This is a genomic window from Sphaerisporangium sp. NPDC088356, from assembly GCF_040685555.1.
Classification (GTDB): domain Bacteria; phylum Actinomycetota; class Actinomycetes; order Streptosporangiales; family Streptosporangiaceae; genus Sphaerisporangium.
Genome location: NZ_JBFBIK010000006.1, coordinates 100,507 through 113,110, shown reverse-complemented (window position 1 = coordinate 113,110; position 12,604 = coordinate 100,507). Strand labels below are relative to the sequence as shown.

9 protein-coding genes and 1 pseudogene are annotated in these 12,604 nt (G+C 71.6%); 7 read left to right on the top strand and 3 right to left on the bottom strand.

Annotated features, from left to right (window positions below):
- Nucleotides 1–115: 115 nt before the first annotated feature.
- The 7 genes from AB0O34_RS04600 (at nucleotide 116) to AB0O34_RS04570 (ending at nucleotide 10,139) form a co-directional block, all read left to right on the top strand.
- Nucleotides 116–946, top strand: coding sequence for a class I SAM-dependent methyltransferase (locus tag AB0O34_RS04600; RefSeq protein ID WP_363912550.1), 831 nt, complete (start codon nucleotides 116–118; stop codon nucleotides 944–946).
- Nucleotides 943–1,866 (top strand): lysylphosphatidylglycerol synthase transmembrane domain-containing protein, encoded by a 924-nt coding sequence (locus AB0O34_RS04595; protein ID WP_363912548.1) that lies wholly within the window; start codon nucleotides 943–945, stop codon nucleotides 1,864–1,866. Before AB0O34_RS04600 ends, AB0O34_RS04595 begins: the two co-directional genes overlap by 4 nt.
- 228 nt (nucleotides 1,867–2,094) lie before the next feature.
- Nucleotides 2,095–3,222 carry a glycosyltransferase family 1 protein gene (locus AB0O34_RS04590; RefSeq protein WP_363912546.1) on the top strand — a complete coding sequence of 376 codons (1,128 nt, stop codon included), beginning with the start codon at nucleotides 2,095–2,097 and terminating at the stop codon, nucleotides 3,220–3,222.
- 14 nt (nucleotides 3,223–3,236) lie between these two features.
- Nucleotides 3,237–4,340 (top strand): NDP-sugar synthase, encoded by a 1,104-nt coding sequence (locus AB0O34_RS04585; RefSeq protein WP_363912544.1) that lies wholly within the window; start codon nucleotides 3,237–3,239, stop codon nucleotides 4,338–4,340.
- A gap of 93 nt (nucleotides 4,341–4,433) precedes the next feature.
- Entirely contained in the window at nucleotides 4,434–5,306 is an 873-nt protein-coding gene (locus AB0O34_RS04580; protein WP_363912542.1) for a DNA-3-methyladenine glycosylase 2 family protein, read from the top strand.
- 316 nt (nucleotides 5,307–5,622) lie between these two features.
- On the top strand, nucleotides 5,623–8,196 hold the full coding sequence (locus tag AB0O34_RS04575) for a bifunctional FO biosynthesis protein CofGH (protein ID WP_363912540.1): 2,574 nt from the start codon (nucleotides 5,623–5,625) through the stop codon (nucleotides 8,194–8,196).
- A gap of 170 nt (nucleotides 8,197–8,366) precedes the next feature.
- Nucleotides 8,367–10,139, top strand: coding sequence for a substrate-binding and VWA domain-containing protein (locus AB0O34_RS04570; RefSeq protein ID WP_363912538.1), 1,773 nt, complete (start codon nucleotides 8,367–8,369; stop codon nucleotides 10,137–10,139).
- Between the two features lie 20 nt (nucleotides 10,140–10,159).
- Here AB0O34_RS04570 and AB0O34_RS04565 read toward each other — a convergent pair.
- From AB0O34_RS04565 to cofD, 3 genes and pseudogenes are all read right to left on the bottom strand, one after another.
- A pseudogene (locus tag AB0O34_RS04565) lies at nucleotides 10,160–10,288 on the bottom strand (DNA-binding response regulator); the annotation flags it as partial.
- Nucleotides 10,289–10,306: 18 nt separating this feature from the next.
- Nucleotides 10,307–11,611, bottom strand: coding sequence for a coenzyme F420-0:L-glutamate ligase (locus AB0O34_RS04560; RefSeq protein WP_363912536.1), 1,305 nt, complete (start codon nucleotides 11,609–11,611; stop codon nucleotides 10,307–10,309).
- Nucleotides 11,608–12,534, bottom strand: a complete 927-nt coding sequence (gene cofD, locus AB0O34_RS04555; protein WP_363912534.1) for a 2-phospho-L-lactate transferase — start codon at nucleotides 12,532–12,534, stop codon at nucleotides 11,608–11,610. Before cofD ends, AB0O34_RS04560 begins: the two co-directional genes overlap by 4 nt.
- Nucleotides 12,535–12,604 lie beyond the last annotated feature (70 nt).

The window sequence follows — 12,604 nt, the reverse complement described above, 5'->3', positions numbered from 1 at the left end:
TGGTAGGTTCTGCCCCGCATCGTTACTCCACGTGGAACCGTTCATGGTCAAGAGAGAGGAATCGGAGCCGCGCGCGCCGAACCCACTACTCTTGGGCGGCGTGGGTAAGGAACGCGTGGCGCAGCTTGAGTACTCCGAGCTTCAGGCCGCGATGCTGGATGAGGCCAAGCGACGCCGCAAGGCCGCCAAGATCATCGCTGTGCTCGCGCACTTCCTGGGCCGCGATCCCGATTCGCCGGTGCTCGACGGGCTGACCGTCGCCGACATCGGGTGCTCGGCCGGGTTCATCGCCGACGAGCTGGCTTCCGCGGGCGCTCACCGGGCTTTCGGGGTCGACATCGACGTCCCCGGGCTGCGCAGGGCGGCCGAGCGTTTCGGCAAGAGGGTCGAGTTCGTCTGCGCCGACGGCACCGCGCTGCCCTTCCCCGACGGGTCGATCGACGTCCTGGTGTTCAACCACATTTACGAGCACGTCGTCGACCCCGACGCCGTGGTCAAGGAGATGCACCGGGTGCTCGCCGGCGACGGCGTGCTGTATCTCGGCCTCGGCAACCGGCTCGGCGTGATGGAACCGCACTACAAGCTGCCGTTCCTGTCCTACCTGCCGCCGTCGCTCGCCGATCGCTACGTCCGCGCGTCCGGCCGGGCCGACCACTACTACGAGCGGTTCCGCACGAGGGGCGGGCTGCGCCGGATGCTCCGGGACTTCCACGTCTGGGACTACTCGTTCCCCGTGCTCGCCTCGCCGGAGCGGTTCGCCGGCACCGAGTTGTTCCCCGGCGCCGTCGGGCGCGCCGCCCAGGGCACGCTGGCGAGGACGCCCCGCGCCGCGCTGCGGGCGCTGCTGCCGGTCGTGCCGACCTACCTGTGGGTCGCGACCAAGAGCCCGCGCCGGCCCCTCGGCCCCGCCCTCCCGCAGCCTCCCGAGCCCGTACGCGCGCCGTGACGCGCAAGAAGCTCGTCAGGCTCGCCTTTCTGCTGGTGGCGCTGGGGTTCGGGGCCTGGGCCATCGCGGGGCGGTGGACACAGGTGGCCGACGGCTTCACCAGGCTCTCCTGGCCGCTCCTCGCAGGGTCCCTCGTCGCCGTGCTGGCGGCGCTGACGGCGGGCATGATGATGTGGCGGGCGCTGCTGGCCGATCTCGGCTCGCCGCTGCGGTTCCGCGACGCGGCCAAGGTGTTCTTCGTGGGGCAGCTCGGCAAGTACATCCCCGGGTCGCTCTGGCCGGTGCTCGCGCAGATGGAGATGGGCAAGGACCTCGGCGTCCCACGCCCCCGCAGCGCCGCCGCATTTTTCCTGACATATCCGATCTACCTGGTCAGTGGTCTCGCGGTGGCCCTCGTGACCCTGCCCGCGTTCGCCGGTGACTCGGTGGCGGGCTACGCGTGGATGCTCCTGCTGCTGCCCCTGCTGGTCGTGGGCCTGCATCCCCGCGTCGTCAACGCCGTACTCGGCTTCGGGCTCAAGCTGATCAAGCGGCCCCCGCTGGAGCGCCCGCTGACCCGCAGGGGCGTGCTCACCTCGGTCGGATGGGCCTTCCTGGGCTGGGTGGCGTACGGGGTGCACCTCGCGCTGATCGTCGCCGGGCTCGGCGCCCCCGGGCCGAGGGCACTGGTCCTGTCCGTCGGGGCGTTCGCACTCGCCTGGTGCCTGGGCTTCATCGTGGTCATCGCCCCGGCCGGAGCCGGCGTGCGCGAGGTGGCCATGGTGGCGGCCCTCGCGCCGGTGCTCGACGGGGGCTCGGCGATCGCGGCGGCGCTGTGCTCGCGCCTGGTCGTGTCGGCCGGGGACCTCGTCTGCGCCGGGCTCGCCGGCCTGGCCGCACGCCGTGCGGAGACCGTGCCGGCGGCGGCTCAGAGCGACTGATGTCTCCCCATTCGCCGCCGCCGAGAAGGATGAAATGGCCTGTGATTTCTCTCACGGATTCGGGGAGCATCGCAATAGAGTGAATCTGATGGGGATCGGCGGCGACGGTGCCGGCGGCAGCCGGTGGGACATTTCATTGCCCCTGCCGGTTCGCACGAGCAGGCGGCCTTCGCCCGCATCTGGTCTCCGTCCTTGACCGGCCCGGAGACCCGAGAGGAGCGATCGCTCTTGACGCCCCGAGTGCTCGTCGACGCCGCAGCCGTTCCCGCGGACCGCGGGGCCCTGATCCGCTATGTCGACGGACTCCTTGCCGCTCTCGACCGGGCGGGCGCCGATCTCGCGGTCGTCTGCCAGCGGGCCGACGCCGAGCGGTACGGCAAGATCGCCCCCTCCGCGCGCATCCTCGCCGGGCCTCCGGCGATCTCCAGCAGGGGCACCCGGCTGGTGTGGGAGCAGACCGGCATACCGGTGCTGGCCCGCCAGGTCGGCGCGCAGGTCATCCACGCCCCCTTCTACTCGATCCCCTTGCACTCCGGGCTGCCCACTGTGGCCACCGTGCACGACGTCACGTGGTTCACCGAGCCCGAGCAGCACAACCCCGTCAGGGCGTCGTTCTTCCGGGCCGCCACGCGCACCGCGGTCCGCAACTCCACGCGCGTCATCGTGCCCTCCAAGGCCACCCGCGACGAGCTCGTACGGGTGCTCGCCGCCGACCCGACGCGCATCGACGTCGCCTACCACGGGGTCGACACAGGGCTGTTCCACCAGCCCTCCGAGCAGGAGATCAAGAGGGCGGCCGACCGCCTCGGCCTGCACGGCCGTCCCTATGTCGCCTTTCTCGGCGCCTTCGAGCCCCGTAAGAACGTTCCGAATCTGGTGAAGGGCTTCGGCCAGGCCGTCAGCGACCTGCCATCGCCGCCCGCCCTGGTGCTGGCCAGCGGGGCCGGCTGGAACGACGAGGTGAACGCCGCGATCAGCGAGCTCCCCGTCACCGTGCGGGTCGTGCGCCCCGGCTACCTCTCCTTCGCCGACCTGCCGGGGTTCCTCGGCGGTGCGGTCGTGGTGGCGTTCCCTTCGCGTGGCGAGGGCTTCGGCCTGCCCGTCCTGGAGGCCATGGCCTGCGGCGCGCCCGTGCTCACCACCCATCGCACGTCCCTGCCGGAGGTCGGCGGGGAGGCCGTCGCCTACACCGAGCCCGACGCCGAGAGCATCAGGGACGCCCTGAGGACGTTGCTGGAGTCGGCGGAGCGGCGGGCGTGGCTCTCCACGGCCGGTATCGCCCGTTCACGGGAATTCACGTGGGATGTGTCGGCTGAGGCACATATGGTGTCCTACCAACGTGCGGTCGATCAGTGAGCTAGCCTCACGGTGTGACGGAGAGCTACTCGCCGGAGTCGGCGCACCTTGAGGCCATTCTCCTTGTGGGCGGGCAGGGCACGAGGCTCCGCCCCCTGACCCTGAGCACCCCCAAGCCGCTGCTCCCGACGGCCGGCGTCCCTTTCCTGGCCCACCAGCTGGCGAGAGCCAGGTCGTTCGGCGTGCGCCGGATCGTCTTCGCCACCTCCTACCGCGCCTCGATGTTCGCCGACGTCTTCGGTGACGGCTCGGCGTTCGGCCTCTCGCTCGAATACATGACCGAGGAGAGCCCGCTCGGCACGGGCGGGGCCATCCGCAACGCCGCCGAGGCGCTGACCTGCGGCGCCGACTCTCCGGTGCTCGTGCTCAACGGCGACATCCTGTCCGGGCACGACGTCTCCGAGCAGGTCGGGCTGCACGTCTCGCGCGGGGCCGCTGTAACGCTCCATCTGACCGAGGTGGACGATCCGTCGCGGTTCGGATGCGTGCCGAGCGACGCCGACGGCCGGGTCACGGCCTTCCTGGAGAAGACCCCGAACCCTGTGACGAACCGCATCAACGCCGGATGCTACGTGTTCCAGCGGTCGTTCATCGACCAGATCCCGCAGGGGCAGGTCGTCTCGGTCGAGCGCGAGACCTTCCCCGGCCTGATCGCCTCCGGCGAGCTGGTGCTCGGGTACGCCGACCGGTCCTACTGGCTTGACGTGGGCACCCCCGCGGCCTTCGTCCAGGGCTCCTGCGATCTGGTGCTGGGCCGCCTGGCCTCTCCCGCGCTTCCCGGCCCGTGCGGGGAGTCCCTCGCGCTGCCGGAGGCCAGGGTCTCCCCGAACGCCAAGGTCGCCGGCGGCACGGTCGTCGGCCCCCGGGCGGTCGTCGAGTCCGACGCCTCCGTCCGGGGCAGCGTGCTGTACGCCGACTGCGTGGTCGAGTCCGGGGCGACCGTGGTCGAGTCCGTGGTGGGCGTGGGAGCGCGCATCTGCTCGGGGGCGGTACTGAGGAACGCCGTGATCGGTGACGGCGCCGTCGTCGGCCCCGGCAACGAGCTGCTGGCCGGCGCCCGCGTCTGGCCCGCGGTGACGCTGCCCGCGGGCGCGGTCCGGTTCTCCAGCGACATCTGACCACTGTCAGCGGGCGCTCCAGGTCGCCCGTAGCCTGGCGTCGTGCGAGAACGCAGGTGGCGCCCGGAGGGGCCCCTCGATGTGGAGGCCACGATGGCCCCGCATCGCCGTGGCAGCGGTGATCCCGCCTGGCAGTTCGCGGCCGACAGGGCGATCTGGCGCACCTGCCGCACGCCCGAGGGGGCGGGCACCATCCGCGTGACGGCCCGGCCGCACGAGGCCGTCGTCGTCGCCCAGGCGTGGGGTCCGGGGGCCGAGTGGATGCTCGAGACGCTGCCCCGGCTCCTCGGCGCGGAGGACGAGATCTCCGGCTTCCATGGGCTGGTCGAGCGGCTGGGGCTCGACGGCCACCAGCTCATCCGCGAGCTGGCCGCCCGGTACGGCGGCTTGCGCGTCGGCCGTACGCTGCGGGTCTTCGAGGCGCTGGTGCCCGCGGTGCTGGAGCAGAAGGTCGTCGGCCGAGAGGCGTGGCGGGCGTGGCGGTGGCTCCTGCGGAAGTACGGCGAGCCCGCGCCGGGCCCGGCGCCCACGGCCATGCGGGTCTTCCCCGAGCCGGAGGTGTGGCGGAAGGTCCCCTCGTGGGACTGGCACCGCGCGGGGGCGGAGGCCGTACGGGCCAGGACGATCGTGAACGCGGCCCTGCACGCGGAGAAGCTGGAGGCGGCGGGGTCCGCGGAGGCGGACAGGCTGTTACGGGCGCTGCCCGGCATCGGGGTGTGGACGTCGGCGGAGACGCGGCAGCGGGCCCACGGTGACCCGGACGCCGTCTCGGTCGGTGACTACCACCTGCCCTCGCTGGTCGGGTGGTCGCTCACCGGCCGCAAGACCGACGACGCCGGGATGCTGGAGCTGCTCGCTCCCTACCGGGGGCACCGCCACAGGATCATCCGCCTGCTCGAACTTGGCGGGCACAGGCCACCGGCGCGCGGACCTCGGATGGCCGCTCGGGACTATCGGGCCTTCTGAGCGGAGGTCGCGGGGGATACGAGCGCCGCTCGCCGGGTATCAGCGGCGTGCTCGGCTTCCAGTCGCGGCCGTCGCGCGTGTCGGCGCCGAAGAACGGGGCGAGAAGGGCGGCCGCGACGATGAGGGCGAGGACCAACAAGGACATCGGAGTCTCCTTGGGGGATGCGCGGGGAGTGACTCTGTAAGTGTGTGCCCGTGCATATGTTTACGTCTATCGAGAATTCGTGACTCTTACTCTTAAGGATCGCTAAATGCGACAGCATCTGCTGGACCCCGCCCGCGTGCCGGGTCCAGGTGATTCCGTACTGTGCGTTCCATGGACGTGAACCCCACAGACGCCGCGATGCGGCGGGCGCTGGCCAGGGCCAGAGACGGCAAGGCGCTCGACGTGACGGAGGCCACGGTTCTGTTGCATGCCCGAGGAGCCGACCTGGACCGGCTCCTCGAATACGCCGGCCGCGTCAGGGACGCGGGGCTGGCCTCGGTGGGACGGGAGGGGGTCGTCACCTACAGCCGCAAGGTCTTCATCCCCCTGACCAGGTTGTGCCGCGACCGATGTGGCTACTGCACGTTCGCCACGGCGCCCGGCAAGCTTCCCGCCGCCTTCCTCAGTCCCGACGAGGTGCTGGACATCGCCCGCCAGGGCGCCGCCATGGGCTGCAAGGAGGCCCTGTTCACGCTGGGCGACCGCCCCGAGGACCGCTGGCACCAGGCCAAGGAGTGGCTGGACGCCCACGGGTACGACGACACGCTCTCCTACGTGCGCGCCATGGCGATCCGCGTCCTTGAGGAGACGGGGCTGCTCCCGCACCTCAACCCGGGCGTGATGACCTGGAGCGACCTGCAGCGGCTCAAGCCGGTCGCCCCGTCCATGGGCATGATGCTGGAGACGACCTCCCGGCGGCTGTTCGAGGAGAAGGGCGAGGCCCACTACGGCTCGCCCGACAAGGACCCGGCCGTACGGCTGCGCGTGCTGGAGGACGCGGGGCGCACCAACGTGCCGTTCACCACGGGCGTACTGATCGGCATAGGTGAGACCATCGCCGACCGCGCCGAGTCGATCTTCGCGATCCGCCGCGTCGCCCGCGAGTACGGGGCTGTGCAGGAAGTCATCGTGCAGAACTTCCGCGCGAAGCCGGACACGGCCATGCGCGGCATGCGGGACGCCGACCTGCATGAGCTGGCCGCGACGATCGCCGTCACCCGGCTCGTGCTCGGCACCAAGGCACGCGTCCAGGCGCCGCCGAACCTCATCGGCGACGAGTACGCCCTGATGATCAGGGCCGGCATCGACGACTGGGGCGGGGTATCGCCGCTGACGCCCGACCACGTGAACCCCGAGCGCCCCTGGCCGCAGATCGAGGAGCTCGCCGCCCGCACGGCCGAGGCCGGGTTCACGCTCAAGGAGCGGCTCACGATCTACCCGGAGTACATCCTCGCGGGGGAGCCCTGGCTGGACCCGCGCCTGCGGGGTCACGTGGCCGCGCTGTCCGACCCCGAGACCGGCCTGGCCCTGGACACCATCCCGGTCGGCAGGCCGTGGCAGGAGCCCGACGGCGGGTTCGCCTCGATGGGTCGTACGGACCTGCACGTGGAGGTGGACTCCACAGGCCGCACGCACGACAGGCGCGACGACTTCGACAACGTCTACGGTGACTGGGAAGCCCTGCGTGAGCGGACTCCCGCCCCGGACGGGGCGCCGGCGGGCAGCGCGATCGGCGCCGACATGCGCGAGGCGCTCCGCCGCGCCGCCTCGGACCCCGCGGGGCTCACCGACGCCCAGGCTCTCACGCTGCTGAGCGCCGACGGGGCCGACCTGGATGAGCTGTGCCGGGTCGCGGACGACCTGCGCAGGCAGGCCGTGGGCGACGACGTCACCTACGTCGTGAACCGGAACATCAACTTCACCAACGTCTGCTACACCGGCTGCCGCTTCTGCGCGTTCGCGCAGCGGCGTACCGACGCCGACGCCTACACCCTGTCCCTGGAGCAGGTCGCCGACCGGGCGGCCGAGGGGTGGGAGGCGGGGGCGACCGAGGTGTGCATGCAGGGCGGCATCCACCCCGACCTGCCCGGCACGGCCTACTTCGAGATCGCCAAGGCGGTCAAGGAGAGGTGCCCGGAGATGCATGTCCACGCCTTCTCGCCGATGGAGGTCATCAACGGAGCCAGCCGCACCAACATGTCGGTCCACGACTGGCTCGTGGCGGCGAAGGAGGCCGGGGTCGACTCGCTGCCGGGCACGGCGGCCGAGATCCTCGACGACGACGTGCGCTGGGTCCTGACCAAGGGCAAGCTCCCCACCAGGGAGTGGGTGGACGTCGTCACCACCGCCCACCGCGTGGGCATCCCGACGACCTCGACGATGATGTACGGCCACGTGGACACGCCCGCGCACTGGGTGGCGCACATCCGGCTGATCCGCCGCATCCAGGAGGAGACCGGCGGCTTCTCGGAGTTCGTGCTGCTGCCGTTCGTCCACCACAGCGCGCCGATCTACCTGGCGGGCATCGCCCGGCCGGGCCCGACCCCCCGGGAGAACCGCGCCGTGCACGCGCTCGCGCGGATCATGCTGCACGGCGCGATCGACAACATCCAGTGCTCGTGGGTGAAGCTCCAGGACGAGCTGTGCCGGGCCGTGCTGTCCGGCGGGGTGAACGACCTGGGCGGCACGCTGATGGAGGAGACGATCAGCCGCATGGCCGGGTCGGAGAACGGGTCGTACAAGACCATCAGCGAGATCGCCGCGATGGTGGAGCCCACCGGACGTCCGCTGCGCCAGCGCGTCACCGGGTACGGCAGGCCGTCCGAGGAGCGCATCGCGGCGGCGAGGGCCAGTGACGGCGTCTGCCGCAGCGTGCGCAGGACCGTCCCGCTGCTGGCGCCGTAGCCGCGTCCCGTCCATGACCCGCCAGCCGGGGGCTTTCCAGACACGGTTATAACAAGTTCTACATTTCCGCCTTAGGGATACTTGCGCTGCCTACGGTGTCCGTTGGGAGAATCGTCCGACTCCTCCCCGAAACACGAGACATGCAACACGAGACACCGAAAGGCGAACCCGTGGCGTCTGGTCGACACGGTCGGCACCGCGCGGAACCGGTCTTCGAGCCCCCGCGCCGGCGGACCGGGCGCCGCGGCGTGCTGGCCGCGGTCATCGTCGTCGTCCTGGTCGCCGGGGTGCTCGTTGTGGTCGGCCGGCGCGGGGCGGGCTCGTGCTCGTCCCGCGATCCGGTGCTCGTCGGCGTGGACGCCGCGGTGGACATCGCCCCTGTCGCCATGGAGGCCGCCGAGGGGTTCAACGCGACCAGGGCCGCCGTGGACGGGCGCTGCGTGCTCGTGCAGGTCACCGAGCAGTCCCCGGCACCCGTGCTGCGCACGCTGATCGGCGACCGCGCCGGGGTGCTCGCCCACCGGCCGGACGCCTGGATCGCCGACTCCTCCGCCTGGATACGGCTCGCGCGCAAGCAGGGCGCACCCAGCATGGCGCCCAGCGAGACCGTGATGGCCGCCTCGCCGCTGGTGTTCGCGACCAGGCGCTCCCTGGCCCAGCGGTTCGCCACCAGGAACACCGACATGAGCTGGGAGATGATCTTCCCGGCCACGGCGAGAGGACGGCTCCAGCCGACCGGGGACGAGCCCGACATCGTCCGCATCCCGGACCCGTCGGTGGCGGGGGCGGGCATCGCCACCGTGGCCGCGGCCAGGGACATCGCGGGCGAGGGAGACCAGGGCGACAAGGAGCTGACGGCCTTCGTCCGGATGGCGCAGGCGGGCTCGGCCCCCGACTACCGCTCGATGCTCGCCGCCGTGGACGACCACTCGTTCTGGAAGCGGCCGGTCGTCGTCGTGCCCGAGCAGTCGGTGTGGCTGCACAACCGGACGCCGTCCCCCGATCCGGTCGTGGCGCTCACCCCCAAAGAGGGCACGATCATCCTCGACTATCCGTACGTGGTCACCTCCGCGGACCCCGCCGACGCGGCCGGCGCGCGGCTCTTCGGGAACTGGCTGACCTCCCCGGAGGTGAGGGCGGCGGTGCGCGGCGGCGGGTTCCGCCTCCCCGACGGCATGGACGCGCCGATGAACGCGGGACCTGAGATCCCGTCCGGCCGCCCGAGGCCGCGCCCGTCGATCACCCCACTGATGATCGACGAGGCCCTGGACGCGTGGAGCCGGCTCGCGCCGCCCAGCAACATCCTGGTGCTGGCCGACGCCGCCAAGCACATGGCCGAGCCCATCGCCGGAGCCAAGGGCGACACCCCCTTGTCGGTGGCGCTCCAGGCCACCCACCTCGGGCTCCAGCTCTTCCCCGGCTCTACCCGGATGGGCCTGTGGGAGTTCGCGGACGGGCTGGGCGGCGGCAAGGGCTACCGCTCCCTGGTCAGGCTCGGGCCGATCACGCAGCCGGACGGCGCGGACGACCAGTTCACCAGGCAGAGCCGCCTCGACCGGTTCACCCAGACGCTCAAGGCCTACAAGGACCGCGACAGCTCGCTCTACGACTCGATCTTCGCGGGGTTCCGCGAGGTGACGGACAAGTACGACCCCGCGATGAACAACTCCTTGCTGATCATCACGGCGGGCAAGGACGACGGCAAGGGGCTCTCACGGCAGGACCTGGCGGACAGGCTCCGCCAGGACTGGGACCCCGACCACCCCGTGCAGATCATCGTGCTCGCCTTCGGCAAGAACGTGGACACCGCCGGGCTTCGCGAGATCACCTCGATCACGAACGGGTCCCTCCACGTGGCCACCTCGGCCGGCGAGATCATCGACGTGTTCCTCAGCGCCCTCGCCCGCCGCCTCTGCCACCCCACGTGCGTCAAGCCGGGCTGAGGCCGGGCCGCTCCAGAAGGTCAGCCGCGCAGGCAGGTGACCACCGCGAGGACACGGCGGTGGTCGTCCTCGGCGGGGGGCAGGTCGAGCTCGGCCAGGATGTTGCCGATGTGCTTTCCGGCGGCGGCCTTGTAGACAACCAGCGCCCGCCGACCCGGTAGCTCCCATTAGCGGGTGACGATGAAGTCGGCGGCGTCGCGCGGGGGACGCTGCCTGGGCGGGGCGGCCGGGTGGCCGACGGCGACGGCGCCCATCGGGTCCCAGGACTCCGGTAGGTCGAGCACCTCCCGTACGATGTCGCGGCAGAACATCGTGGAGGACACCCAGGCCGAGCCGAGGCCCTCGACGGCGAGGTGGACCAGAAGGTTCTCCACGCCCGCGCCCATGGCGACGACGAACATCTCGCGCTCGGCCGCGTTGCGGCGGTCGTCGGGATAGGTGTGCGAGCCGTCCATGACCAGGCAGGGGACCACCAGGTAGGGCGCCCGGCGAAGGACGTCGCCGCGCCGCACCCGGCGCGTGATCGACTCCTCGGTGAAGCCGGTGGCGCGCAGGTCGCGGATCCAGGCCTCCAGCATCGCGTCCAGCAGCTTCTCGCGCGCCGAGGGCGACTCCAGCAGCACGAAACGCCACGGCGTCGTGTGGTGGGGGGCCGGCGCGCTGATCGCGGCGTTCACGGCCCGCCTGACCGCGGCCGGGTCCACAGGCTCGGGGGAGAACTCCCTGATGGTGCGGCGGGCGAACAGCACGTCGGCGGAGCCGTACCGGAACATGTCCTCGTCGGCGGGCCGTACGAGCGGCCGGACGCCCGGGCCGTCCTCGGCGGTCACCAGGTGGGACAGGCCCCGGACGACCGCCACAGGCACCCCGTCGAGCTTGCCCTTGACCAGCTCGGCCGCCGCCGCGATCTCGTCGACCAGCGCGGTGACCGTAGCGGACAGCGGGTTGCCGTAGGTGTCCGATCTGCCGCGGAAGTCGTCGAGCGGCCGGACGCCCGCCGCGCCGATCGCCACGTCGGTCAGGCCGTTGCGCCAGGGACGCCCGAAGGTGTCCGACAGGATGACCCCGGCGTTCGCCTTCAGGCCGGCCCGGATGCGGCGGGCGGAGGCGTCAGGGTCCTCGGGGAGCAGCAGCACGGTGCCGGGCTCGGTGTTGGAGGCGTCCACACCGGCGGCGGCCATCACGAAGCCGTGCCGGGTCTGGGCGATCACGGTCTCGCCGCGCCGCGCGACGACGCGCTCGGTCTCCTCGGCGATGGCCGCCGCCCGGCTGTCGCCCTGCCGGACGCGGCCCTCGGCCTTGCTGACGATCTTGGACGTGACGACGAGGATGTCGCCGTCGGCCAGGCCGGGCAGGGCTCGCGTGATCAGCTCGGCGAGGTCGTCGCCGGGCCGTACCTCGGGCAGCCCGTGCACCCCCTGGACGGTGATCGACTGCCCGGCTCCGGCGCGGCCGGTCTCCACGTCACTCATCCGGCCAGCTCGAGGGCGGCGCGGGCGATGTCGGCGGTGGCGTCGAGGTCGCTCATGAGCAGGGGTCTGGCCACCACGCGGACCCCGTCGAGCGCGACGTCCTTGTCCTCCTCGGCGACCAGCCAGCCGTCGACCAGGCGCGAGCCGTACAGCTCAAGGACCGCCTGGGCGCTGGTCTCCACGCCGATCGCGGTGAGGCACGCGTCGGCCATGCCGCGGACCGGGGCGCCGCCGATGATGGGCGAGACGCCGACCACGGTCTTGGCTTCGAGGGCCTCGCGGATGCCGGGGATCTGCAGGATGGTGCCGATGCTGACCACGGGGTTGGAGGGCGGGAGGATCACCACGTCGGCCGCCTCGATCGCCTCGATCACGCCGGGCGCGGGCTTGGCCTCCTCGGCGCCGACGAGAAGGATCTGCTCCGCCGGGATCGACGCCCGCAGCCGCACCCACCACTCCTGGAAGTGGATCGCGCGGCGGCCCCCCTCGTCGTTGACGACCACGTGGGTCTCGGCGCGGTCGTCGGTCATGGGGATCAGGCGCACGCCGGGCTGCCAGCGCGTGCAGAGCGCCTCGGTGATCGCCGACAGCGGGTAGCCGGCGCTCAGCATCTGAGTGCGGACTATATGGGTGGCGATGTCCTTGTCGCCGAGGCCGAACCACTGCGGCTCCATGCCGTAGGCGGCCAGCTCCGACTTGATCAGGTGCTGCTCGCCGGCCCTCCCCCAGCCTTGCTCCTCGTTGATGCCGCCGCCGAGTGTGTACATCACGGTGTCGAGATCGGGACAGACCCGGAGGCCGAAAAGGGTGATGTCGTCACCGGTGTTGCCGATGACGGTGATCTCGGCGTCGGGGATGGCGGCCAGGAGTCCGCGAAGAAAACGGGCGCCGCCGATTCCACCCGCTAGGGACACGATGCGCATGCTGTCAAGTGTTCCATTGCCATCTTCTTGCCTGGTCCCTGGCCGGGGCAATCGGCGAAGTGATCTGTAA

Coding starts and splice junctions, on each gene's coding strand:
- AB0O34_RS04580 (WP_363912542.1), top strand. CDS start 4,434: ATGGCCCCGCATCGCCGTGGCAGCGGTGATCCCGCCTGGCAGTTCGCG.
- AB0O34_RS04575 (WP_363912540.1), top strand. CDS start 5,623: ATGGACGTGAACCCCACAGACGCCGCGATGCGGCGGGCGCTGGCCAGG.
- AB0O34_RS04560 (WP_363912536.1), bottom strand. CDS start 11,611: ATGAGTGACGTGGAGACCGGCCGCGCCGGAGCCGGGCAGTCGATCACC.
- cofD (WP_363912534.1), bottom strand. CDS start 12,534: ATGCGCATCGTGTCCCTAGCGGGTGGAATCGGCGGCGCCCGTTTTCTT.